This window comes from Bacillus sp. FSL R7-0646, from assembly GCF_037969865.1.
In the GTDB taxonomy this organism is placed as follows: Bacteria; Bacillota; Bacilli; order Bacillales; family Bacillaceae; genus Bacillus; species Bacillus licheniformis.
Window position 1 is genome coordinate 1,058,450 of sequence record NZ_CP150217.1, and the last position, 21,181, is coordinate 1,079,630.

27 protein-coding genes are annotated in these 21,181 nt (G+C 45.7%); 17 read left to right on the forward strand and 10 right to left on the reverse strand.

All coding sequences use genetic code 11. From position 1 onward, the window contains the following. Positions 1-27: 27 nt before the first annotated feature. Positions 28-357 (reverse strand): hypothetical protein, encoded by a 330-nt coding sequence (locus tag MKY62_RS05290; protein ID WP_016886161.1) that lies wholly within the window; start codon positions 355-357, stop codon positions 28-30. Between the two features lie 200 nt (positions 358-557). Here MKY62_RS05290 and MKY62_RS05295 point away from each other — a divergent pair, with 200 nt between their 5' ends. The 4 genes from MKY62_RS05295 (at position 558) to MKY62_RS05310 (ending at position 2,989) form a co-directional block, all read left to right on the forward strand. After that, positions 558-1,334, forward strand: a complete 777-nt coding sequence (locus MKY62_RS05295) for an enoyl-CoA hydratase (RefSeq protein WP_011197707.1) — start codon at positions 558-560, stop codon at positions 1,332-1,334. 126 nt (positions 1,335-1,460) lie between these two features. Beyond that, positions 1,461-2,579 carry a Rap family tetratricopeptide repeat protein gene (locus MKY62_RS05300; protein ID WP_009328956.1) on the forward strand — a complete coding sequence of 373 codons (1,119 nt, stop codon included), beginning with the start codon at positions 1,461-1,463 and terminating at the stop codon, positions 2,577-2,579. Then, positions 2,569-2,706 carry a hypothetical protein gene (locus MKY62_RS05305; protein ID WP_016886158.1) on the forward strand — a complete coding sequence of 46 codons (138 nt, stop codon included), beginning with the start codon at positions 2,569-2,571 and terminating at the stop codon, positions 2,704-2,706. The genes MKY62_RS05300 and MKY62_RS05305 overlap by 11 nt, the downstream gene beginning before the upstream one ends. A gap of 4 nt (positions 2,707-2,710) precedes the next feature. Then, on the forward strand, positions 2,711-2,989 hold the full coding sequence (locus MKY62_RS05310; RefSeq protein WP_003180226.1) for a hypothetical protein: 279 nt from the start codon (positions 2,711-2,713) through the stop codon (positions 2,987-2,989). Positions 2,990-3,063: 74 nt separating this feature from the next. Here MKY62_RS05310 and MKY62_RS05315 read toward each other — a convergent pair whose 3' ends face one another. Next, positions 3,064-3,249: a YhzD family protein gene (locus MKY62_RS05315; RefSeq protein ID WP_003180228.1), complete on the reverse strand. Its 186-nt coding sequence runs from the start codon at positions 3,247-3,249 to the stop codon at positions 3,064-3,066. Between the two features lie 117 nt (positions 3,250-3,366). Between MKY62_RS05315 and MKY62_RS05320 the strand changes: the two genes are divergently transcribed. The 6 genes from MKY62_RS05320 (at position 3,367) to MKY62_RS05345 (ending at position 11,146) form a co-directional block, all read left to right on the forward strand. Continuing rightward, positions 3,367-4,263 carry an ABC transporter ATP-binding protein gene (locus tag MKY62_RS05320; RefSeq protein WP_003180230.1) on the forward strand — a complete coding sequence of 299 codons (897 nt, stop codon included), beginning with the start codon at positions 3,367-3,369 and terminating at the stop codon, positions 4,261-4,263. Further along, entirely contained in the window at positions 4,256-5,524 is a 1,269-nt protein-coding gene (locus MKY62_RS05325) for an ABC transporter permease (protein ID WP_003180232.1), read from the forward strand. Before MKY62_RS05320 ends, MKY62_RS05325 begins: the two co-directional genes overlap by 8 nt. 119 nt (positions 5,525-5,643) lie before the next feature. Next, complete coding sequence (locus MKY62_RS05330) at positions 5,644-6,870, forward strand: DNA repair exonuclease (protein ID WP_003180235.1); 1,227 nt, start codon at positions 5,644-5,646, stop codon at positions 6,868-6,870. Between the two features lie 13 nt (positions 6,871-6,883). Beyond that, the gene (locus tag MKY62_RS05335; protein WP_003180237.1) at positions 6,884-9,850 is read left to right on the forward strand and encodes an AAA family ATPase; all 2,967 of its coding nucleotides are present in this window, start codon (positions 6,884-6,886) and stop codon (positions 9,848-9,850) included. Positions 9,851-9,899: 49 nt separating this feature from the next. Then, positions 9,900-10,844, forward strand: coding sequence for a 3'-5' exoribonuclease YhaM (gene yhaM / locus MKY62_RS05340; protein ID WP_003180239.1), 945 nt, complete (start codon positions 9,900-9,902; stop codon positions 10,842-10,844). Positions 10,845-10,912: 68 nt separating this feature from the next. Further along, entirely contained in the window at positions 10,913-11,146 is a 234-nt protein-coding gene (locus MKY62_RS05345; RefSeq protein ID WP_003180242.1) for a sporulation YhaL family protein, read from the forward strand. A gap of 45 nt (positions 11,147-11,191) precedes the next feature. Here the strand turns inward: MKY62_RS05345 and MKY62_RS05350 are convergent, their stop codons facing one another. Further along, complete coding sequence (locus MKY62_RS05350; protein ID WP_003180243.1) at positions 11,192-12,052, reverse strand: peptidylprolyl isomerase; 861 nt, start codon at positions 12,050-12,052, stop codon at positions 11,192-11,194. 163 nt (positions 12,053-12,215) lie between these two features. Between MKY62_RS05350 and MKY62_RS05355 the strand changes: the two genes are divergently transcribed. Together MKY62_RS05355 and MKY62_RS05360 are read left to right on the forward strand one after the other, a co-directional pair. After that, positions 12,216-12,302 carry a YjcZ family sporulation protein gene (locus tag MKY62_RS05355; RefSeq protein WP_003180245.1) on the forward strand — a complete coding sequence of 29 codons (87 nt, stop codon included), beginning with the start codon at positions 12,216-12,218 and terminating at the stop codon, positions 12,300-12,302. A gap of 127 nt (positions 12,303-12,429) precedes the next feature. After that, positions 12,430-12,528, forward strand: a complete 99-nt coding sequence (locus MKY62_RS05360; protein WP_003180247.1) for a YjcZ family sporulation protein — start codon at positions 12,430-12,432, stop codon at positions 12,526-12,528. A gap of 52 nt (positions 12,529-12,580) precedes the next feature. Here the strand turns inward: MKY62_RS05360 and MKY62_RS05365 are convergent, their stop codons facing one another. Together MKY62_RS05365 and MKY62_RS05370 are read right to left on the reverse strand one after the other, a co-directional pair. Beyond that, on the reverse strand, positions 12,581-12,796 hold the full coding sequence (locus tag MKY62_RS05365; RefSeq protein ID WP_003180249.1) for a hypothetical protein: 216 nt from the start codon (positions 12,794-12,796) through the stop codon (positions 12,581-12,583). A 78-nt stretch (positions 12,797-12,874) separates the two neighbouring features. Then, a complete protein-coding gene (locus tag MKY62_RS05370; protein WP_003180250.1) occupies positions 12,875-13,390 on the reverse strand; it encodes a DUF3267 domain-containing protein in 516 nt (171 codons plus the stop codon). Positions 13,391-13,603: 213 nt separating this feature from the next. Between MKY62_RS05370 and MKY62_RS05375 the strand changes: the two genes are divergently transcribed. Then, positions 13,604-13,951, forward strand: coding sequence for a YhaI family protein (locus MKY62_RS05375; protein WP_003180252.1), 348 nt, complete (start codon positions 13,604-13,606; stop codon positions 13,949-13,951). Here the strand turns inward: MKY62_RS05375 and MKY62_RS05380 are convergent. Continuing rightward, positions 13,948-14,568, reverse strand: a complete 621-nt coding sequence (locus MKY62_RS05380; RefSeq protein WP_003180254.1) for an HTH-type transcriptional regulator Hpr — start codon at positions 14,566-14,568, stop codon at positions 13,948-13,950. The two genes, MKY62_RS05375 and MKY62_RS05380, sit on opposite strands and share 4 nt — an antisense overlap. 193 nt (positions 14,569-14,761) lie before the next feature. Continuing rightward, complete coding sequence (locus MKY62_RS05385) at positions 14,762-15,118, reverse strand: YtxH domain-containing protein (protein ID WP_003180256.1); 357 nt, start codon at positions 15,116-15,118, stop codon at positions 14,762-14,764. Positions 15,119-15,279: 161 nt separating this feature from the next. Here MKY62_RS05385 and MKY62_RS05390 point away from each other — a divergent pair, with 161 nt between their 5' ends. Beyond that, positions 15,280-15,471 (forward strand): hypothetical protein, encoded by a 192-nt coding sequence (locus tag MKY62_RS05390; RefSeq protein WP_003180258.1) that lies wholly within the window; start codon positions 15,280-15,282, stop codon positions 15,469-15,471. 90 nt (positions 15,472-15,561) lie between these two features. Here MKY62_RS05390 and MKY62_RS05395 read toward each other — a convergent pair whose 3' ends face one another. The 3 genes from MKY62_RS05395 to MKY62_RS05405 all read right to left on the reverse strand — a co-directional run bounded on the left by MKY62_RS05395 (position 15,562) and on the right by MKY62_RS05405 (position 17,923). After that, positions 15,562-16,089: a tryptophan transporter gene (locus MKY62_RS05395; protein WP_003180260.1), complete on the reverse strand. Its 528-nt coding sequence runs from the start codon at positions 16,087-16,089 to the stop codon at positions 15,562-15,564. A gap of 142 nt (positions 16,090-16,231) precedes the next feature. Then, the gene (gene serC, locus MKY62_RS05400) at positions 16,232-17,305 is read right to left on the reverse strand and encodes a 3-phosphoserine/phosphohydroxythreonine transaminase (protein ID WP_003180262.1); all 1,074 of its coding nucleotides are present in this window, start codon (positions 17,303-17,305) and stop codon (positions 16,232-16,234) included. A gap of 198 nt (positions 17,306-17,503) precedes the next feature. Next, positions 17,504-17,923 (reverse strand): HIT family protein, encoded by a 420-nt coding sequence (locus MKY62_RS05405; protein ID WP_003180263.1) that lies wholly within the window; start codon positions 17,921-17,923, stop codon positions 17,504-17,506. Between the two features lie 524 nt (positions 17,924-18,447). Here MKY62_RS05405 and MKY62_RS05410 point away from each other — a divergent pair. The 3 genes from MKY62_RS05410 to MKY62_RS05420 are packed head-to-tail and all read left to right on the forward strand — an operon-like array spanning position 18,448 to position 21,166. Continuing rightward, the gene (locus MKY62_RS05410) at positions 18,448-19,188 is read left to right on the forward strand and encodes an ABC transporter ATP-binding protein (RefSeq protein WP_020450802.1); all 741 of its coding nucleotides are present in this window, start codon (positions 18,448-18,450) and stop codon (positions 19,186-19,188) included. Then, positions 19,181-20,407 carry an ABC transporter permease gene (locus MKY62_RS05415; RefSeq protein WP_003180268.1) on the forward strand — a complete coding sequence of 409 codons (1,227 nt, stop codon included), beginning with the start codon at positions 19,181-19,183 and terminating at the stop codon, positions 20,405-20,407. The genes MKY62_RS05410 and MKY62_RS05415 overlap by 8 nt, the downstream gene beginning before the upstream one ends. 48 nt (positions 20,408-20,455) lie before the next feature. Then, positions 20,456-21,166: an EcsC family protein gene (locus MKY62_RS05420; protein ID WP_003180270.1), complete on the forward strand. Its 711-nt coding sequence runs from the start codon at positions 20,456-20,458 to the stop codon at positions 21,164-21,166. Positions 21,167-21,181: the final 15 nt, after the last annotated feature.

Below are 21,181 nucleotides of genomic sequence, written 5' to 3' on the forward strand. Positions count from 1 at the left end.
AAAGTTATGCAGGTGAAAAAGGGAAAATCAGGAGAGGTAATTAGATTGGTATTTCACAGGAATAGCGCAAGTTTTTTTTAGAATTAATTCATTTGATTGAACCTCGAATCGAGGAATGAAATGAGTGTAGAAACGTGCGTCAAAGACAGAAATATTTGCGGCTCTTCCTGGATGATTAAGAAAGCTTTTTGTAAAAGGGGAGGGGTTCACTGCATGTGTCTCAAACTTTGAGGTGTTTAGAGACATATGGTATTCCGCTTCGGGATCAAAAACAGGGTTTTGCTCCTGATCGGCGAATGGTACTGTTAACATGCATAAACTAAGCATCAACGTCAAAAATGATTTAATTACGCCCATCCCCCTTTCCTCACATGCTTTCTATAAATAACTATATATAAACAAAGAAAATCATTCAACTAAAAAGGCTTATTTCAGTATCAATTGATCTTGAAATGGAAAATCATTCAGCTGATTTTCACATGAAAAAAGGTATTGAAAATAAAAGGTGGAATTAATTAAGCTAATATCTTACAAAATCGTATTCACGGAGGTGCAAGATGGAATATATCAAATGGAAAGACGAAGACGGGATTTTTGAAATTGTACTGAATCGCTCTGAGGCGTACAATGCCTTGAATGAAAAAATGCTTGAAGAACTGAATGAAGCTTTGCGTGTTGCAGAGGAAAGCGAATCGCTGCTTCTCCTTGTGAGAGGCAGCGGCAAAGGATTTTCGGCAGGCGGAGACATTAAGATGATGCTGTCTTCCGGAGATCAAGACAGCTCCGCCCGCGTCATTGACACAATTTCTGAAATTGCGGTGAAGCTTTACAGCATGCCGAAGATGACGACAGCGGCTGTCCACGGTGCGGCTGCGGGTCTGGGATTGAGCCTCGCGCTCAGCTGCGACCATGTACTGGTCGAAAAAGAGGCGAAGCTGGCGATGAATTTTATCGGCATCGGGCTTGTTCCCGACGGAGGCGGACACTTCTTTTTAGAGCGGAGAATCGGTGAAACTGCGGCCAAAGAATTGATTTGGAGCGGGAAAAAATTGACGGGGGCCGAAGCGCACGAGCTTCGGATCGCAGACGCCGTATTCAGCGGGGACTCCGGCCGTTTTGCGCGCATCTATCTTGAAAAGCTTCTGCACGCTCCGCTGGCAGCGATGATTGAGACAAAAAAGATCTATCAGGCGTTGAATGGAGGCAGGCTGCAGAAAACGCTTGAACTCGAGAAAACGGCCCAGATGAAAATGAGGCTGACAAGCGACCATCAGGAAGGGATCCGCGCATTTTTAGAAAAGCGCCAGCCGCAATTTAACCGTCAGCAAGTATAACAAGAGCGGTCCGGCAGGAAATTGACCTTGGGAAATGATGTGCAGAAACAATTGTAAAAAAATTTAAGTTTCCATAAAATGATTCATAAGATACAGATCTGTACGAAGTCTTGGGAGGCGGCGAAATTGAAACAGAAGATTCCATCTGAATACGTTGCTAGAAAGCTGAATGATTGGTACAACGCCATTCGGAAAAATCAGATCGCCGCCAGTGAATCATTGAAAGCGGAAATTTTAAATGATTTTCAAGACATGGAAGAAAATCAGGACGTCCTGCTCTACTATTCGCTGCTTGAATTCAGGCATAAACTGATGCTCAGCTATTTGAAACCGAAAGAGACTGAAAATATTGAAAAAAACCTCCGCGACTTAGAAGAAAAAGAAGACCAAATGACGGGTTTATTAAACTATTATTACTGGTTTTTTAAAGGGATGTATGAGTTCAAACAAAAGCGGTTCGTCAAAGCAATCGGCTGCTATAAAACGGCTGAACAAAAAGTCAGCGCACTGGAAGACGAGGTTGAAAAAGCGGAATTTTATTATAAGCTTGCGGAAATCTACTATTATATCAACCAGAGATACCTGTCGATCAACTATGCGACGCTAGCTTCCGACATTTTTAACCGGTATGAAACGCTAAAAGAAAAAAAGATTTTCTGCGATTTTATCATTGCCGGTAATTGGGTTGAATCGATGACATACGGACCCGCGCTGAAAAGCCTGGCCAATGCGCTTGAAGACGCCAGGAAAATCAAAAACAGCCATTTGACGGCAGCCGCTCATTTTAATTTGGGAAATTGCTATTTCCACCAAGAATCGTACCGGGAAGCCTCAGATCATATGGAGAGCGCCCTTTCCATTTTTGAACAGGAAAGTTCATCATATATTCCCAAAGTGCTGTACAACTTGATGTACGTCCGTCTCAAGCAGGGGAACCATGCCGGAGCTGCCGCCTGTTATGAAAAAGGCATCCGAAGCGCGGCATCGCTCGGGGATGAAGAACACGCGGCAAAGCTTAACATTCTGTGCGGGCTGTATTTAGACGGAGGGGATCAGAAAGCCGTGGAAAACGGATTTGATTATTTGGAGTCAAATCATTTATATGCTGCTGTTGAAGAGCTGGCTTTAGATGCAGCCCAGTATTATAATCAAATTGAGCGGCTGAAAGATTCCATTTTTTACTATGAAAAGTGCGCTCAGGCAAGTCGAAAAATCAAAAGGGGAGATGCGTTGTATGAAAGCTAAACTGTTGTTCGTCGCGGTGTCGCTGGCTGTTGTGTTAACGTCTTCAAGCTTTTTGGCAGATGCGGGGAAAGCCCCTTCCTTGTATGCGGACAAAATGATCACGACTGACAAGGAGGCTCGAGTTTAAGGGCATGATTTCATCTGAGAATGAGCGGGCTGACGCAGCGAAAGAATGGGCGATGTATATTACAGTTTCTTGCCTTTTCATCCTGATCGTCTCTGTGATTTGTTTTTTCGCTCCGGTCTACCGCTTGCAGGATCTCTTGTTTCGAATGTTTGATGCTGTCATCATCTGTGTGCTGACGGTCAATGGTCTTTATTATCTGAAAAAAAATAAAGGCGTCGCTTGCGCATCGTTTTTACTCGGCTTCATCAACATGGGACTGCTCGTTGTTTTGATGGTCCGCTAGTGTTTGGCGGATAAAGGGCAGGCGGCGGCAGCGTGAAACTTTTCCCCCGAAGCGCCGCCTTACCCGTATTTTAGTCAGCTGCGGAAAACAATGATTTTACCGGACGAATGTACTACCCGGTGTGTATGCTCCAAAAATTGCTTTTCCTTCAGCATTCCTCTTCCTTTCTCTTTCGCTTCTTCATCATCGGCCGCTTCAAATCGCTCATTCAAAAGCGTTTCTCCACTAGTGTCGAAAACGGTTACATAATAATTTTCCATTTCTCTGCCCCTTTCTCAAAATATGATCTATTTGTTTAAAATTATATAAAAATCAAAAAAATCCTTTTTAAAATGGTATGACTAACGTATGATTGTAAATTGGAAGGAGGAGTTATAATGCTCAAAATCGATCACGTTACGAAAAGGTTCGGTTCATTTACAGCCGTAAACGATCTGACGCTGGAGATTCCAGACAAGCAAATGTTCGGTCTGCTCGGCGCCAACGGAGCAGGGAAAACGACGACATTCCGAATGATACTCGGCCTTTTGAATGCGACAGAGGGTACTGTCACATGGAAAGGACAGCCGATTAACTACGGTGTCACAAACAGCATCGGCTATTTGCCCGAAGAGCGCGGACTGTACCCGAAGCTGAAGGTGAAAGATCAGCTCGTGTACCTCGGACGCCTGAAAGGCATGACCAAACAAAATGCGCTCAAGGAAATGGAGAAGTGGCTCGAACGCTTCCATATTACAGAATACGCCGACAAAAAGGTTGAGGAGCTGTCCAAAGGGAACCAGCAAAAAATCCAGTTTATCACGGCCGTGCTGCACAAGCCGGAGCTTTTGATTCTCGACGAGCCGTTCAGCGGGCTCGATCCGGTGAATGTCGAGCTTTTAAAAGACGCGGTCATTTCTTTGAAAGACGACGGCACCTCGATTGTATTTTCAAGCCACAGAATGGAGCATGTCGAAGAGCTGTGCGAACACGTCTGCATTTTGCAGCGCGGGACGCCTGTCGTTCAAGGGAAATTAAAAGAAATCAAACGTTCTTTCGGCAGAAAAAATGTCACGATTCACGCGGACGGCGACTTGAGCTTCTTGAAAGAGGCGGACGGCATCGTCAAATGGCGTGATCATTCCGAAGGAGTCCGCCTGCAGGTCGAGAATGAAGAAGTCTCTCAAGAGCTGTTTACAATGCTGCAAGGACGCGGGTTTATCAGAAAGTTTGAACTTGAAGAGCCTTCTTTGCATGATATTTTCGTCGAAAAGGTAGGTGCCCGTTATGAATAAGTTTTGGATTGTTCTTTTTCATACATATATCAGCAAGCTGAAAACGAAGTCGTTCATCATTTCAACGGCCATCACGCTTGCGCTTGTCGTGCTCGTCACAAATTTGGGATCGATTATTTCCATGTTTGACGACGGCGGAGAGGGTGACAAGATCGCTGTCATTGATCGCTCAAATCAGCTGTACGACACGTTTGCCCAGCAGGTGAAAGCACTCGATACTGATGAAGCGCTGGAGGTCCAAAAAGCGGATAAGCCGGAAAAAGAGCTTGAAAAAGACGTCAGAGACGAAAAGCTCGAGGGCATTTTAATCCTGGAGAGAGATAAAAAAGGGGTGCTGAAAGGAACGTATAAAGCGCTCGATATCGCTGATTCCACAGCTGTCTCCACGATTGAACAGGCGCTCTCGCAAGCAAAGATCGCCGTTGGAACGGCTGAATTGAACGTACCTCAGGAAAAGCTGAGTGAACTGTTTACACCGGTAAAAGTCAACAGTGTTGCCTTGAAAGAAGGCGCGAAAACCGAGGAAGAGCTTCAAAAGGCGACAGGGCTTGTGTATGTTGTGCTGTTTGTCATCTATTTTTCCGTTTTGATGTACGCTTCAATGATTGCGACAGAAGTAGCGACGGAGAAGTCTTCCCGCGTAATGGAAATTTTAATTTCCAGTGTGCCGCCTGTCCAGCAAATGTTCGCCAAACTGTTCGGCGTTGCCCTATTAGGCCTGACACAGCTTGCCGCGCTCCTTCTTGCCGGCTATCTGTCGCTTCAGTCCAGCCAGGAAAGCGGAGGGGATGCGGCTGAGCTGGTTAAAGGATTTTTTGATGTTTCCGGCGTACCTACTGCAACGCTTGTGTACGCGGTCATTTTCTTGATGCTCGGCTACTTCTTATACGCAACTCTTGCGGCATTTCTCGGAAGCGTCGTCAGCCGGATTGAAGATGTTCAGCAGATGATTTCGCCGATGATCCTGTTGGTCGTTGCCGGATTCATGATTGCCATGTTCGGACTGAATGCTCCGGATTCGACGTTTATTACCATCACTTCATTCATTCCGTTTTTTGCGCCGATGATCATGTTCCTCAGAGTCGGCGTGCTTGATATTCCGTTTTGGGAAGCGGCTCTCGGCATCGGCATCACCGCTCTCACGATTGTGATTCTCGCCGTCATCGGGGCGAGGGTGTATAAAGGCGGCGTGCTCATGTACACAAGCGGCGGCGGATTGAAAAATATCAAACAGGCGCTTCGTCTGTCAAAAGATCGATAATGAAAAAGAAAAGCAGCTTGAAAGATAAGCTGCTTTTTTCATGCAAATAGTAGAACGTGCATTCGCTTTCAACCCGTGGTAGAATGGGAGCAGAATGTTTTATGAAAAGGAGCAGAAGATTGACAAACATCACTTTCATTCATGCGGCAGATCTGCATCTGGACAGTCCGTTTCACGGCATCAGCCAGCTTCCCGAGGAGATTTATCAGCGGATCAAAAACAGCACATTTAAAAGCGCTGAAAATGTGTTTAAGCTTGCCATTGATGAACAGGCCGACTTCATTTTGCTTGCCGGGGACCTGTTCGACGAAGCAAACCGCAGTTTAAAAGCACAGATGTTTTTGAGAAAACAATTTTTAAAGCTTAAAGAGAACAACATCCAAGTCTATGTGATTTTTGGCAATCACGATCATCTGGGCGGCGATTGGACGCCGATTGAATGGCCGGACAACGTCCACATCTTTTCAGCGGAAGACATTGAAGAAAAATCGTTTTACAAAGACGGCCGGCTCGCCGCAAGCATCTACGGCTACAGCTATCCCGAGCGCTCAGTTTATGCCAATAAGGCCGCTGAAATCAAAAAAACGACCGACGCGCCCTTGCATATCGGCATGATTCATGGAACGCTTTCCGGGGAGAGCGGCCATGACCCGTACTGTCCTTTCTCCCTTCAAGATTTAAAAAACGGACAGATGGATTATTGGGCGCTTGGACATATACATAAAAGACAGGTCATTTCAGCCGCCGATCCGGCGGTGATTTATCCGGGAAACACACAATCCCGCCATATGAAGGAAACGGGGGAGAAAGGCTGCTATCTCGTCAATGTTTGCGGCGGAGAACTGTCCTTCGAATTTAAAGCCGTATCGGATGTCCTGTGGGAAACGGCCAGCATCGATATCTCCGGGACAAAGCAGATGACAGGGCTGATCAGCCTCATGCACGATGCCTTTCAATCTTTCAGAAAAAGAGGCAAGCCCGCATGCGTCAAGATGGTATGGACAGGAGAAACACCCTCTTATTTGGCGGAAGGACAGGCCGGCATCGCGGACGAGATCCTTGACATCTTCCATGAAGAAGAACGGGAGGAAGACGCGTTCATCTGGCTTACCGCGATCGAAGATCAAACCGATGCCGCCTTGTCGGGAATCGAACGGGACGCTTTTTTCCAGGAGCTTTTGCAAGAAATCCATGAGTTTCAAGATTTCAGCCTGATTCTTGACGATTTGGAGCGGCATCCGGTCTTTAGAAGACACGGAGAGCTGTTTAATGAGGAAGACTTCCGGGACATTCGCACGCAGGCTGAAAAACTGCTGCTTCATGAACTGAAGACATTGAAAAGATAAGGGGGGATGCAGGGTGAATATACATGCGATACATATATACGGATACGGTAAATTCGCCAATCAGACATTCCGCCTGTCTCCTTCAAATCTGCATTTGATCTACGGACTCAATGAAGCCGGGAAAACGACGCTCATGTCGTTTATTGAAAGCGTGCTGTTCGGTTTTCCGAAGACGAAACGGTACGAGCCGAAAACGGGCGTCATTTACGGGGGGATGCTTGAGGTCGGACACCCTGATTTCGGCCAAATCCGAATCGAACGGACGGCCGGAAAGCCCGAGCGGGTCACCGTTTACTTGGAAGACGGCAGCACGAAGCCGGAAGGTTTTTTAAATGAGCTGCTGTCAGGCATCGACAGGCAGCTGTATAAAGCGATCTACTCATTTGACGTGTTCGGCCTTCAGGAAATCCATAAATTCAACCGCGACAAAATCGGCCGTTTTCTGCTGTTTTCAAGTCTGTTCGGCTCTGATGCGATTTCCAAGCTGGATGCCGGCCTCGTGAAAAAGCAGGAAGAGCTGTTTAAACCGAACGGAAGGAAGCCGGAGCTGAACCAGGAGCTTGATCGGTTAAAAAGGCTTTCTGAAGATTTGAAAAAGGCGAAAGCGCGGGAAGGCGGCTATTACCGTCTCTTAAACGAAAAAAAAGGCGCTGAGGCGTCGATAAAGGAAAGCGGACAACTGCTCAAAGATCTTGAGCATCTCGTCTTACAAATCGAGCAGGCCATTGAGATTCTGCCGGCGGCCGCGGAAATGCGCCAGCTAAAAGAGCAGCTCGCATCCCTCGGCGGCTCAGAAGAAAGCCGTTTCCCCGAAGGCGGACTTTTCGAGCTCGAAAAGCTCGAATCCCACCTGCATCCAAAAGCGGCTCAGCTGAAGGCGCTGGAAGAAAAAAAGCGCGGTTTGGAACAGCGCGCCGCCGCTTTTGCACCGGCTGAAGACTTCCTCGAGCACGAAGCCGAAGCGGAAGAGCTTTTAACGGCGTATCCGTTTTACCAGTCGTATACCGAAAAAATCGCGTCTTTGACTGAACAGCTTCACCAGATAAACGGACGGGTTCAAGCGGGGCTTGACCGCCTGCAAATCGAGGAATACGATATCCTCAATGCGGACACCACGTATGAATACGAGTGGAAGCTGCAGGAAACCGTTCAGGCATACATAGAGCTGCGCGAACTGAAGCGGTCGCTCGACGAGCGGTTTGAGCAGGCGAGGGCTGATCTGGAGGAAGCGGAACAGGCCCATGCCGCTCTCAGCAATGAAGTGATGCCCGATGATGTCCGAAAACAAAAGGAAGAAACCCTTGGCCGCCTTGCGTCCGCCGGCGGTCATGCCGGAAGGCGGGAAGAGCTGATCCTTCAGCTGTCCTATCTGAAGCAAGAACAAAAAGTTCGGATGAAAAGAAGAAGGACCGCTTTTGCGGGAGCGCTTTGCGCTGCTTTTGCGGCAGCTTTTGCGGCGCTCTTTTTCAAGGAGTGGTTCCCGGGCGCTTTGCTCGCGCCGATTTTGCTGATATTTGCCGCTTTTATTTTAAAAAAGCCTGAGCCTTCCGCGGCGGCGGCTTTTATTCAAAAACAGCTGGATGATATTGACCACAGCGGTTCAAAAGGCGGAGTAAGCGACAGCGCTTTAAGGGAGGAGCTGTGGAAGGACGACCAAACCCGGCAGCTCCTTATCGCCAAACAAGCTGAGCTCAGACAGAAAGAAGCGGAATATGAAAGAGCGATTCAAAAATTCGAAGAGTGGGAAAAGGATATCCGTCCGTATCAGGAGAAGACCGAGCGCTATTTAAAAGAGCTGAATCTTTCAATTGACCCGTCATTTTTAGCTGATGCGTACGCTTTGATTAAGGAACTCAGAGAGGAAATTTTGAAAAAGCGGGATATCGAGAAGGAACTGAGCCGCCTTCATGCTAAAAAAGCATCCTTTGAAGCGGGATTGAGAAAGCTTGTCACATCCCTCAGCCTTGCGGGCGGAAGCGTCCAAGAGCAGGTGTTTCAGCTGAAAAGCGAGCTTGAGTCCCAAAAAGAGAAACTTCGTCAAAAACAGGAAGCAGACGTGTCTTTAAAGCATGCGGCCGAACAAATCAAAGAGCTGGCGAAAGAGGTGGAATACTTCCAATCTCAAATTGCCGAACTCTTTCAAAAAGCAGGGGCGGACGGCCGTGAGATGTTCGTCGGACTGGCGAAGCGCGATCAAGCCAGAAAAGAACTAACGGCTAGGCTCGGGCAGCTCAAAAGAGAGCTCGGCAGACAGGACGAGAAGGCCGTTATGCTCGCCTCAGGCCACTCTCTGGCAGAACTGAAAGGAAAGCTGGCCGAGACTCAGGAAAAAAGAGCGCGCATAGAAAAGCAGCTGACAGAAGAAAGGCAGACGGCGGCTAATTTCCATGCAGAGCTCGCCAGACTTGAGGAATCAGGAGCGGTATCGGAGCTTGCCTATCAGACCGGGATGCAAAAAGAGCGGGTCGCCGAATTGGCCAAAAAGTGGGCAGCCGTCAAGCTGATCCGGCAGGCGGTCCAAAACAAGATAGATGAACATAAGAAGGTTCGGCTTCCGAAGCTGTTACAGACGGCTGAAACATTACTGAACCCATTGACTGCCGGACAATACGAAAAAATTTATTTTTCTGAAACAGATGATTCCATGATGGTCATGCGGAAAGACGGAGCTGTTTTTTGCGCACACGAACTGTCTCAGGCGACTTGTGAACAGCTCTATTTAGCGATCCGATTCGCTCTGGCCCTCTCCCATCAAAAGAATGTCAAATTGCCGTTCCAGCTGGATGACAGCTTTGTCCACTTCGACCAAGAGAGGTTTAAACAAGTGCTGAACATTTTAAAAAAGCTTTCAGGCGAAGATCAGCAAATCTTGTATTTTACGTGTCATGAACATGTAAGAGAAGCTTTCCGCGATGAAGATGTGATTCTGCTGCCTTCCGGAATGAAAAAGGTGGAAGGAAAGGAGATGACTAACAAATAAAAGTGTGTGCTATAATGATTTTATGTAGGAAAACGGAGGGAGCTTTATCATGGCAAAAGGTATCATGCTGCACGAAGTTGGCGAGCAGGTGGATTTGTACTTGCTCATTAAATCGTCAACGAAAGGAATCGCAAGCAACGGGAAACCGTTTTTAACGCTGATGCTGCAGGATCAGTCCGGAGATATAGAAGCAAAGCTGTGGGACGCCAAGCAGCAGGACGAAGTGACCTACGGCCCGCAGACGATCGTGAAAGTGGTCGGCGACATTCATCATTACCGCGGGCGGAACCAGCTGAAGCTGAGAAACATCAGACCTGCAGGCGAGAACGAAAACGTCAAAATCGATGACTTTCTTGAAACTGCACCGATTCCCAAAAACGAAATGATGGATGCGGTCACTCAATATATTTTTGAAATGAAAAACCCGAATATACAGCGAATCACAAGGCATCTTGTCAAAAAATACGGCAAGGAATTCATTGATTATCCGGCTGCGACGAAAAATCACCACGAGTTCGTGTCAGGTCTCGCGTACCATGTTGTTTCCATGCTGAACCTGGCCAAATCGGTCGCAGACCTGTATCCGTCGCTCGATCGCGACCTTTTATACGCAGGCGTCATTCTGCATGACCTTGGAAAAGTAAAAGAACTATCCGGCCCGGTGTCCACGACATATACTGTCGAAGGGAACCTGCTGGGGCACATATCGATTATGGTGACAGAAATTGCAAAAGCCGCCGAAGAGCTTCAAATTGATTCAGAAGAAGTGCTGATTCTTCAGCATTTGATTTTAAGCCATCACGGCAAACCCGAATGGGGCAGTCCGAAGCCGCCGATGGTCAAGGAAGCGGAAATTCTTCACTATATCGACAACCTTGACGCGAAGATCAATATGATGGACAGAGCGCTCGAACGGGTTAAGCCGGGAGAATATACCGAACGGGTCTTCGCATTGGATAACCGTTCCTTTTATAAGCCCGTTTTTCACAAATAAGCGTCATAACTTGTCTCCCTTTTGCATAATGTCTGGTATACAGTTTATTCAAAAAAGGGGGAAAAGCCGTGCTGCTGTTTCCGTGGTGGGTGTACCTTTGCATCGTCGGCATTATTTTCAGCGCCTATAAGCTGATGACGACGGCAAAGGAAGAGGAAAAGATTGACCAGGCTTTTATCGAAAAAGAAGGCCGCATTTATATCGAACGGATGGAAAAAGAAAAAGCAAAGCGCATGAAGCGTACACTGGATGAAGATCAAGAACAGCATGAAAAATCGGCTGACAGCCATTCCATCGCATAAAAAAAGCTGTCCGACCCCAACGAGGGGAGGACAGCTTTTTTGGCGTCAGCTGCTGCTGCTTGTCTGAGCTTGACGCTGGTCGACTTGTTTTTTCAACTCTTTGTCTTTTACTTTTAAATCAGCATCTTTGACAAGTTTGTCAATGACGGATTGCAGTTCAGTTTGATCATTTTGCTTTTGTTCTTGGACTTCTTTTTTAAGCTCTTTTTTCATGTCTTCATATTTGCCGCGTTCTTCGTCTTTTTTAATGATGTGATAGCCGAATTGGGATTTCACAGGTCCGCTGATTTCGCCGGTTTTCAAAGCAAATGCCGCTTTGACGAAATCCTTGTCCATGTTATCGTCTTTGCCGACCCAGCCGAGGTCGCCGCCTTTTTCGGCTGTACCGTCAGTTGAATACTCTTTTGCAAGGTCTTCGAATTTTTCGCCTTTTTTCAGCTTTTTCTCAACTTCTTCAGCCGTTTTCTTTTCTTTCACAAGAATGTGGCTTAAGTGGATTTTGCCTTTCAGGCCGTCATAATATTCTTTTACGTCATCATCGGTTACTTTTATGTTATCCTTTGCGGCTTTTTGCATCAGAAGTTCGTATTTGATCTGTTCTTTGACGAAGTCTTCGCCTTTTTGGTCAATGAGCTGGTTGAGCTGGTCACCCATTGATTTTTTGTACTCGTTCAGCTTTTTGTCGATTTCTTTGTCGGAGACATCGTATTTATCATCGAGTACTTTTTGCTGAACAAGCATGTTCAGTGCGTCCGCTCCGGCATTGTCTTTTAATGTTTGATAAAGGTCTTCTTTTGTAATATTTCCAGCTTTTGTTTCCGCAACAACCTCAGAATCTCCCCCGCTGCATGCGCTGAGAGCCAGCACGCTTGTCGCTGTAATCGCCGCAATTGCAATCTTCTTCATAAATGCAAACACTCCTAATCATAACAGTTTAAACTTTCCTTTGAATTGTATCATATCATATTCTGACATGCTGTAAAAAGATTTTCAACAGAGGGGCATCCGTCTAGTCAAATTTTCTTTCCGCTCATACAAATATATTGATCAAGAAAAGGAGGTCAATAACATGAGCGGAGGATACTCAAGCGGTTTTGCTTTATTGGTCGTGTTGTTCATTTTATTAATCATCGTTGGTGCAGCTTATCTGTACTAAAACCTTAGAAAATGAGAAAAGAACCGTCATTTTTTCAGGCGGTTCTTTTCTTTTGGACGATAGCCTAATCGTTTCATGACATTCGTGCATACACTAATGTAACGACTGGGGCAGAGGAGGTGTCAATATGGGCGACGGTTATGCAGGAGGTTTCGCTGGCGGCTTTGCGCTGCTTGTGGTGCTGTTCATCTTATTAATTATTATTGGTGCTTCTTGGATATGCTAATAAACAAAAGGATAGCTGCCGGATCAATACGATCGGCAGCTATCCTTTTTCTTTACACCGTAAAGGAAATCTCAATGAATGATGAGATCAATAAAATTAAGATCAGCACATTAATCATTCTAAATACCTTATCCTGCCGCTCTTCAGGAATCTCTCTGACAAGGCATAAAGAGTTTGTAAGCTTGTTTATGTTGAAGACAGTAAAAACCGCAAACAAGATGAAATAAAAAAGGATGATAGGAGATCCCCCTCTCTGTTTCTGCTCCATACTACATTACCAAATATTTATTAAAAAAGATAGAAAATAGACTGAAAAAAAGGAATTTCCAACTGCCTAGCAGCTGGATTATTTTTGTATTAAAATATCAAAATCGTCGGCTTCCTGATCGACAAAGCAGTTTTTAGGCGCTTTGATCAGTTTCCAGGCAAACAGAAAATCAGGCAGACAATAGCCGAAATGAATGCTTGAGATGATGCAGAAATAGTGAGCAAAGCTCGGCATCGCCGCCCCCGCGTAAAACAAAACAGGCGTGATGACCAAAAAAGGGCAGAGAAGAGAGACAAGCATCATGTTTTTCGGAATTTCTCTCCATGTTCTCATTTTCAACCAATAAATCTTTTTTTCTAACTTTTTCTTGCTGATCATCGGCAAGATATGAAGAATTTTATGGGCGATTATAGCTGCAACCAAAAGTCCTGCAAACAAAAGGGCATGATCGCCTCTCTGAACAGTTTGCGGATGAATAAGCTGCATCGCTAAATATTCGGGAATAAAAAATAAAATCATTAAACTGACGGCAGTGAGCACGATGCGCATGCCTCCATAATCTTTAACGAGATTGATGGTTTTCCAGCAACTCATAAATGACATCCTTCCGTTTCAACAAACTGTTATATGAAATCCTCAGAATAATTTACTCCTCTGGATGAGAAAAATCAATCCCTTTTTCGAAAAAAATTTCGTCATTTTCCAAAGAATTTAGAAGGGTGTAAAAGGATCAGAAATCTCCAGTGTTGAACTTTCATCAGAAGGGAATATCGGCTAAAATAAGAGAAAGGGAGAGAAGAGACAAATATGAACTCAATGGAGCAACGCCTCGAGCGGCTGGAATATTACATCAAACTGTTATTGAACAATGCGGATATGGAAGAGTATCCGTACTATAAAATATTGATCGAAAAGGGCTTATCAGAGGAAGAAGCAAAGGAAACGGAAAAGCTGTGCGAAGAGCTCTCAAAGGAGCTTGAAGCACAAAAAGCGCAAGGATTTGTGATGTTCGATCATCTCCTCACGCTTTTTGCCGGACAGTTAAATGAAAAACTTGAAGTGCACGAAACGATTTTCGCCCTTCACAGACAAGGTCTTTACAAACCGCTGATGAGCGAATTCATCAGCATTATCAGGCAGTACGATCTGGCTTAGTTTTTAAGAGGCTCAAGCGGTTTGTCCACCTCTATCGATTCCCCGGCTTCTTTTGCTTCTTGTTTTTTCTTCATTTTGCCCTCTTCGCTCGTAAATTCATTTTCGATGTTTGAAAACGATTTTTCGAAAATTTCCATGAAATCATCGCCGTAAATATGGCGGATGATCGACATCATCTCGACGATTTCTGGAAACTTCCCGTACAGCTGATGAAGGGGCTGAGCGCCTTTTAAGACGGCGTTCCGGGTCGGATCGTAAGACTCGAGGATTTTAAGGAAAACTTCTTCACCTTTCGGAGTCAGCTGAATGTAAGTGTTGCGTTTGTCATTCAATTTTTTGGAAAACTCCAGGTAACCTCTTTCCTCAAGCTTTTTTGAAAAATTAAACGCTGTGGATACGTGCATGACGCCGAACTTGGCGATTTCTGAAATGGATGCTCCGTTCAGCTGGTAGGCGATCCACAAAATATGGTGCTCGTTAATGTTCAGATCATAAGGTTTAATCCACTGCTGCCAATCCTTTTCTATCGACTTCCAAAGCGCCTTGCTAAGCTGTGCCATTCTTTGACTGAATAAAAGGGCTTCTTTCACCGTATAGGGCTCTTCCGCTCGATTCATTCACTTCACCTGCTTCTCTTTATCTTATAATTTCTATTATGCCAATAAAATAAAGATTAATAAAGATGTAAATTTACGAATTTTTTAAAAAATCCAGTTTTACGGTGTGAAATCAGGATTTTACCTAAAAAAGGAGCGTGAAAATTTTCCATTCACACCCCTTTTTTAAGGTTTATTTTTTTCGCTGAGTATATTAGTTTTGTAAGGTTTTCTCCAGCTGTTTTATCTTTTCTTCGATCTCAGCGATTTCCTTTTTTAAGTCCTGCTGATGAGGTTTGATTTCCTCGCGCCATTCCTGGATGGACGTTTGCAGTTCGCTGCCGACGTCTTTAATGATTTCCGCGCCTTCTATGGCGGTTTTGACGAATTGCTCTTTTAATGCGATTCCGTCGTTTTTCAGCCTTTTGACGGTGTCTTCCCATTTACCGCAGTTGGCTTTAAGCTGTCCTCTCAAGTTTTTTCCTGAAGTCGGCGCGGTCAGCAATGCTGCAACACCGCCGATAACACCGCCTACAATCAGTCCAGCTGCTAAAGATCGGCCTTTTGACATGTAAATCACCCCGGTTATATTTTTAAAGATCAGGCTTGGCAGGCGCCGGCCTTCTCATGATTAGATATTGGCGTCCGAGCCGGGCAAACCGTTCCTCTTCTTAGAAACTTCTGCATAGCTTGCTTTATTTTAGCATACTTTTTTAAAAAGGAGGGAGAGGGTTGTCTGTCATAATCATTGTTTTGACAATTATAAGCGCTGTGTTTACCGCCGGCTCCTTTTATTATTTAAGGCTTCTCGGATATTCTGCATCTTATCCGCCGAAACGCATTCTTAAACAAAAAGCGCTTTTTTGCACGGGAAGCGCAGGGTTGGCGCTCCTGCTCCTTTTTTTTATTCAGCTTCTTATATAAAATATCGGGCGGATTCCCCTTTTTTTGACCATCAAAACGAAAAAAACCTCTTCCAAAAAAGATATTCCTTTTCTAGAAGAGGTTCTTGTTTTATTTGACTTGTTCAATCAGCCTTGAACGCTTCATGATCGACTGCACGATCGGAAAGATGACCGCCATGGCGATCGTGTTGATCACGGCAGCTGGTAAAACGACAACAGAGAACAGGGTGATGAATCCCTGATTTCCAGGCAGGCCGACAATGAACAGTGCAGCCGTGAGGAAAATCGTTCCGGAAAGAACGGTTCCTGCAGCAGTTAATCCGGCGGCAGCAAGCGTTTTGCTGTTCAGCTTTTTCACAAGCAGAAATACGCCGAAGAACATCAAGGCTGTTAGCGGTTTGTCGATGATGTTGGGCAGCTGTCCCCCGGGAAAAGCCGTCGTCAACGCGGAAATGACGCCTGTCACGGCTCCGATGACGAGAACATTTTGCAGTCTAGGGAACAAAAGGATTCCCATAAACATCATGATCAGCATCATATCCGGCTTCATTCCGTAGAAAAAAGGCGGAATCACAGCGTGCAGCGCCGCTCCAATGGCGACAAACAGGGCCATAGCCACTAATTCTTTTGTTTTCATGTCTATTCTCTCCTCATCTAGGCTCTTTTTACGCTTTCCAATAATATGCTCGTCATTTATTGCGAAAGCTTTCTAGTAGTATATCAAACTTTCGAAGGAATGGGGAAGCCTTTTTCGCCATCTTCCATCATCAGGATAAACATCAGTTTTCTTCGCGGAATTTCTTCATAAAGGCAGCCAGCTTTTCGCAGTCTTCAACTGATACGGCATTGTAAATCGAAGCGCGGCAGCCACCGACCGAACGGTGTCCGCCAAGCCCTGACATTTTTTCTTCCTTTGCCTTTGCGATGAATGATGCTGTCAGCTCATCATTTTTGAGCGTAAAGGTGACGTTCATGTTTGAGCGGCTGTCTTCTCTCGCATGGCCGCGGTAGAATCCGCCGCTTTCGTCGATCGCATTGTATAAAATTCCGGCCTTTTCGCGGTTGCGTTTCTCAATGGCATCGAGGCCTCCTTTTTCCTTGAGCCACTCCAGCACGAGAGACAGCATATAAATCGCAAATGTCGGAGGGGTATTGTAGAGCGAATCCGCTTTGGCATGTGTTGAGTACTTCAGAATTTTGGCAACTTGCTCATTTTCCTTGCCGAGCCAGTCTTTTTTCATGATGACAACGGTCACCCCTGACGGTCCGAGGTTTTTCTGAGCGCCGGCATAGATGATGTCAAATTGGGAAACATCGATTTTTCTGCTTAAAATATCGCTGGACATGTCCGCGACAACCGGAATCGGAGCGTCGGGGAACTTTTGCCACTGCGTTCCAAAGATCGTATTGTTGGAAGTCAGGTGAAGGTAGGCCCCGTCTGCCGGAATCTCCGGTACTTCAGGAATATAGCTGTACGTATCTTCTTTGCTGGACGCGATGATCGATGTGTTTCCGAAGAGCTTTGCTTCGGCCAGCGCTTTTTCAGACCAAGCGCCTGTCATAATGAAGTGGGCCGTTTTGTCTTTGGAGAGAAAGTTCATCGGAATCATTGAAAACTGAAGGCTTGCTCCGCCTTGCAGAAACATGACTTCATAATCATCAGGTATGTCCATCAGTTCTTTTAACAGAGCTTTCGCTTTTTGATGAACGGCGTCATACTCTTTGCTGCGATGGGACAGCTCCATCACGGACATCCCCGCACCATTGAAATCAAGAAATTCGTCTTTTGCCTTCTGAAGCACTTCTAAAGGCAGTGCTGCTGGTCCTGCGTTAAAGTTCGTTGTACGTATCATCACAATCGCTCCCTGTTCGTGTATAAAAATATAAAACAATCCTATCATAAAAGGTTCCGGTTATACATAAAAAATTTGAATTGTGTGAAATATAGAGCAATGGCTATTTAGCCGTGCCGGGCGATCTGATAAATGTGGAGTTTTTTTGAACGAAAAAAGGGCGCCGGCAGCTGCCGACGCCCTTGGACAACGTCTCGATTACAGGTGTTTGTTGATGGAAGCTGCAATGTTCTGCAAGTCTTCCGGTGAATAGTCATCCGCATGGGTTTTCCAGACGGCTCCGAATCCGTCTCCTTTGCCGTAGCGGGGAATAATGTGCATGTGATAGTGGAAGACGGACTGCCCCGCTTTTTCGCCATTGTTATTCAGAAGGTTTAAGCCGATCGGCTCGTATTCGTCTTTGATAGCTTGGGCGATTTTCGGAACCGCTTCAAAAAATTCCCTTGAAACATCAGGTGTCATTTCGTAAATATTGGTTTTATGAACTTTTGGAATCACAAGCGTATGCCCTTTTGTGACTTGGCTGATGTCGAGAAAAGCCAGTACATGTTCATTTTCAAATACCTTTGCACAAGGGATTTCTCCTTTTATGATTTTGCAGAAAATACAGTCGCTCATACTTTTCCTCCTTTTTCCATCAGGGAAAGGTTATGTATAAGCAACATATTACCACAATTTGCGCGATAACACGAAAAACAGGATGAACGGCTCCAACGTTCACCCTGCCTGAAGAAGGTACGCTTTAATGAAGAAACGTTAACTGCCTTTTGCAAGCACCCCATTTTCGTCAAAATGAAAGCTTGTAACGCCTATACATTTCCTGCGACAAACACCTCATTTGATCGTCACACCTTTTTTATATGACGGAGATGTCAAATAAAGCAGGTGCTTTCTCAATTCAGTGGATGAAAGAAATTTCTAAGCTTGACATGTTTCATACTCAGGAACTCTTGCCGATTTTGTCTTTGACAAACACCTCATTCGCCAGAGTTGATAAGCTTTCCCTTCTTCAAGAATTAGAATGTCCTGATGCGCATTCGATTATTCGTTTTATTTTAAGGCCGAAAAGCGGGAGGGAAAACGTTTCAAATACATTCTTGTTTTTGGTACTATTAAGAAAAATGCAGGAAAGGAACGAACGTATGTCACTACTGACTGTTAATGAGTTAACTGGAGGGTATACAAGAAACCCGGTGCTGCGCGATGTTTCATTTGCGATTGAACGGGAGCAGATCGTCGGGCTGATCGGTTTGAACGGAGCGGGGAAAAGCACGACGATCCGGCATATCATCGGCTTAATGGAACCGCACAAAGGATCGGTTGAATTGAACGGCAAAACGTTCATGGACGATCCGGAAAGCTATCGTTCCCAATTTACGTTTATTCCGGAAACGCCGATTTTATATGAAGAGCTGACATTGAAGGAGCATTTGGAGCTGACGGCGATGGCGTACGGCCTTTCGAAGGAAACGTTCGAGAAAAGGCTTCCGCCGCTTTTGAAAGAATTCAGAATGGAGAAGCGCCTGAAATGGTTCCCTGCCCATTTTTCAAAAGGTATGAAGCAGAAGGTTATGATCATGTGCGCTTTCCTTGTCGAACCCGACCTGTACATTATAGACGAACCGTTTCTCGGTCTTGATCCGCTGGCGATCAATGCCCTTCTCGAGCGGATGAACGAAGCGAAGAAAAACGGCGCGGCCGTTTTGATGTCGACGCATATTTTGGCAACGGCAGAGCGGTATTGCGACTCCTTCATTATTCTCCATAACGGCGAAGTGCGGGCGAAAGGAACGCTTGATGAGCTCAGAGAGCAGTTTTCGATGGAAGAAGCGAGCCTCGACGACCTGTATCTTGAACTGACGAAGGAAGAGAGCTATGAATAGCATTCTGGGGATTTGGAAGACAAGAATTGAGGAGTATGTCAAAGAAACAAGATCATATTTGAAATACATGCTGAATGACCACCTTGTCATCGTCATGATTTTTTTCCTTGCAGGAGCTGCGAGCTGGTACAGCAAATGGCTGAAAGAGATGCCCGAAGGTTTTCCCGCCTATTGGGTGATGGCCGTCATCTTTTCGTTCATTTTGACAGGCTCATACGTCCGAACGCTAATTAAAGAAGCGGATCTCGTCTTTTTGCTGCCGCTCGAAGCAAAGATGGAGCCGTATTTTCAGCAGGCTTTCCGATTCAGTTTGTTGACGCAGCTTTTTCCGCTGGCCGCCGCGGCCCTCGCTTTGGCGCCGCTGTATTTTGAAGCAAGCGGCAAGGGGTTTTCCGCGTACCTCGTCTTGCTGATTCAACTGCTCGTCTTAAAAGGATGGAACACGGCTATGCAATGGCGGATGACGTTTTTCGGCGAAAAAAACATGAGGGTCACCGACTGGATTGTCAGACTGCTTCTCAACACGATCGCGATCTATTTCGCTTTAGCGTCTTCATACGGATTTGCAGCAGCTGTCTACCTGATCATGGCCGCTCTGTATGTGTATTTTAAAATGATCGATAAGAAAAAATCGTTTAAATGGGAGCTGCATATTGAAGACGAAATCAGAAGAAAGCAGCGGTTCTACAGAATTGCGAACCTATTCACAGACGTTCCCCATCTTAGAAAGCAGGCGAAAAGAAGAGCATATCTCGATTGGATGCTCCGGTTTATTCCGTATGAACAGCGCCGGACATTTACATATATGTACGGAAGGGCCTTTATCAGATCAAACGACTATTTCGGTATCGTCGTCAGGCTGACCGCAATTTTTGGTATCATCATCGCTTATTTTTCGACATATGAGTGGGTTTCTGCGGCGCTCATCGTCTTTACCGTATTCATTACAGGAATTCAGCTGACGCCGCTGTTTGATCATTTTTCACATTTGTCCTTGCAGGAGCTTTATCCCGTCAAAGCTGCAGAAAAGCGGAAGAGCTTTTTCGGTCTGCTTCACATTGTTCTGAGCGTCCAGGCGCTTGTTTTGTCTGCCGTTGCCGGAGCCATGATGCAGTGGACCGGGATGCTTGCCGGACTGGCCGGCTCCGCATTGCTTATATTTGTAATTTTGAAGCCTTATTTCAACAGCAGATTGAAGAAAAATGCCAAGAGATCATGAATCCTTTTCTTTTTAAGCAAGTATGATGAAAGAAGAGGTGAGAGGCGCATGAATGAAAACCAGCTTTATTTGGAGGAAGCGATCCGCTGGAAAATGAAGTTTCTCAGAAAGCCGTCGATGGCTGAGCGGATGTCGAAAGGCGTGCAGTCGAAAATCAACGCCCGCATTCCCGCCAAAGTTCATAAAGCGATAACAGAAAGCATTAAAAAGATGGTCGAGGCCACTTTGCTCGGCTCGAATTTGACGACTTTTGACAAGAAAACAGGCGCGCTTTCGCTAAGGGAAAAAGATGAGCTGGCTCAGAAGACGATTGCCCAGTATCAAAAGGCGGCTGCCGTTGAAGGGATCGGAACAGGCGCAGGCGGGATTTTTCTCGGACTGGCGGACTTTCCGCTTTTGCTCGGCATCAAAATGAAATGCCTGTTTGAATTGGCGTCGATTTACGGATACGATATCAAGGAAAAAGAAGAGCGGATGTTTCTTCTGTATATTTTTCAGCTCGCCTTCTCCGGGGAAGCTCACCGAAAAGAAATTTTCCGTATGATTGAACATTGGGAAACCGAAAAGCGCGAAATCGATTGGCTGGCATTTCAGCAGGAATACCGGGACTATCTCGATCTTGTAAAGCTGTTTCAGCTTGTGCCGGGCTTCGGCGCGGTCATAGGCGGAACGGCTAACTATAAGCTGCTTGGGCATCTTGGGGAAACAGCGAGACACGTTTTCCATATGAGGTTGATACATGAGACAGCCGGATATTAATGATCCGGCTGTTTT

Excerpts from the sequence above, each read along its gene's own strand:
- MKY62_RS05310 (WP_003180226.1), top strand. The coding sequence starts at position 2,711 with ATGATTTCATCTGAGAATGAGCGGGCTGACGCAGCGAAAGAATGGGCG.
- MKY62_RS05405 (WP_003180263.1), bottom strand. The coding sequence starts at position 17,923 with ATGAGCGACTGTATTTTCTGCAAAATCATAAAAGGAGAAATCCCTTGT.
- MKY62_RS05395 (WP_003180260.1), bottom strand. The coding sequence starts at position 16,089 with ATGAAAACAAAAGAATTAGTGGCTATGGCCCTGTTTGTCGCCATTGGA.
- MKY62_RS05305 (WP_016886158.1), top strand. The coding sequence starts at position 2,569 with ATGAAAGCTAAACTGTTGTTCGTCGCGGTGTCGCTGGCTGTTGTGTTA.
- MKY62_RS05355 (WP_003180245.1), top strand. The coding sequence starts at position 12,216 with ATGAGCGGAGGATACTCAAGCGGTTTTGCTTTATTGGTCGTGTTGTTC.
- MKY62_RS05290 (WP_016886161.1), bottom strand. The coding sequence starts at position 357 with ATGGGCGTAATTAAATCATTTTTGACGTTGATGCTTAGTTTATGCATG.
- MKY62_RS05375 (WP_003180252.1), top strand. The coding sequence starts at position 13,604 with ATGAACTCAATGGAGCAACGCCTCGAGCGGCTGGAATATTACATCAAA.
- MKY62_RS05320 (WP_003180230.1), top strand. The coding sequence starts at position 3,367 with ATGCTCAAAATCGATCACGTTACGAAAAGGTTCGGTTCATTTACAGCC.
- MKY62_RS05360 (WP_003180247.1), top strand. The coding sequence starts at position 12,430 with ATGGGCGACGGTTATGCAGGAGGTTTCGCTGGCGGCTTTGCGCTGCTT.
- MKY62_RS05365 (WP_003180249.1), bottom strand. The coding sequence starts at position 12,796 with ATGGAGCAGAAACAGAGAGGGGGATCTCCTATCATCCTTTTTTATTTC.
- MKY62_RS05420 (WP_003180270.1), top strand. The coding sequence starts at position 20,456 with ATGAATGAAAACCAGCTTTATTTGGAGGAAGCGATCCGCTGGAAAATG.
- MKY62_RS05380 (WP_003180254.1), bottom strand. The coding sequence starts at position 14,568 with ATGAATCGAGCGGAAGAGCCCTATACGGTGAAAGAAGCCCTTTTATTC.
- MKY62_RS05385 (WP_003180256.1), bottom strand. The coding sequence starts at position 15,118 with ATGTCAAAAGGCCGATCTTTAGCAGCTGGACTGATTGTAGGCGGTGTT.
- MKY62_RS05415 (WP_003180268.1), top strand. The coding sequence starts at position 19,181 with ATGAATAGCATTCTGGGGATTTGGAAGACAAGAATTGAGGAGTATGTC.
- MKY62_RS05325 (WP_003180232.1), top strand. The coding sequence starts at position 4,256 with ATGAATAAGTTTTGGATTGTTCTTTTTCATACATATATCAGCAAGCTG.
- MKY62_RS05350 (WP_003180243.1), bottom strand. The coding sequence starts at position 12,052 with ATGAAGAAGATTGCAATTGCGGCGATTACAGCGACAAGCGTGCTGGCT.
- MKY62_RS05410 (WP_020450802.1), top strand. The coding sequence starts at position 18,448 with ATGTCACTACTGACTGTTAATGAGTTAACTGGAGGGTATACAAGAAAC.
- serC (WP_003180262.1), bottom strand. The coding sequence starts at position 17,305 with ATGATACGTACAACGAACTTTAACGCAGGACCAGCAGCACTGCCTTTA.
- MKY62_RS05315 (WP_003180228.1), bottom strand. The coding sequence starts at position 3,249 with ATGGAAAATTATTATGTAACCGTTTTCGACACTAGTGGAGAAACGCTT.
- yhaM (WP_003180239.1), top strand. The coding sequence starts at position 9,900 with ATGGCAAAAGGTATCATGCTGCACGAAGTTGGCGAGCAGGTGGATTTG.
- MKY62_RS05370 (WP_003180250.1), bottom strand. The coding sequence starts at position 13,390 with ATGAGTTGCTGGAAAACCATCAATCTCGTTAAAGATTATGGAGGCATG.
- MKY62_RS05295 (WP_011197707.1), top strand. The coding sequence starts at position 558 with ATGGAATATATCAAATGGAAAGACGAAGACGGGATTTTTGAAATTGTA.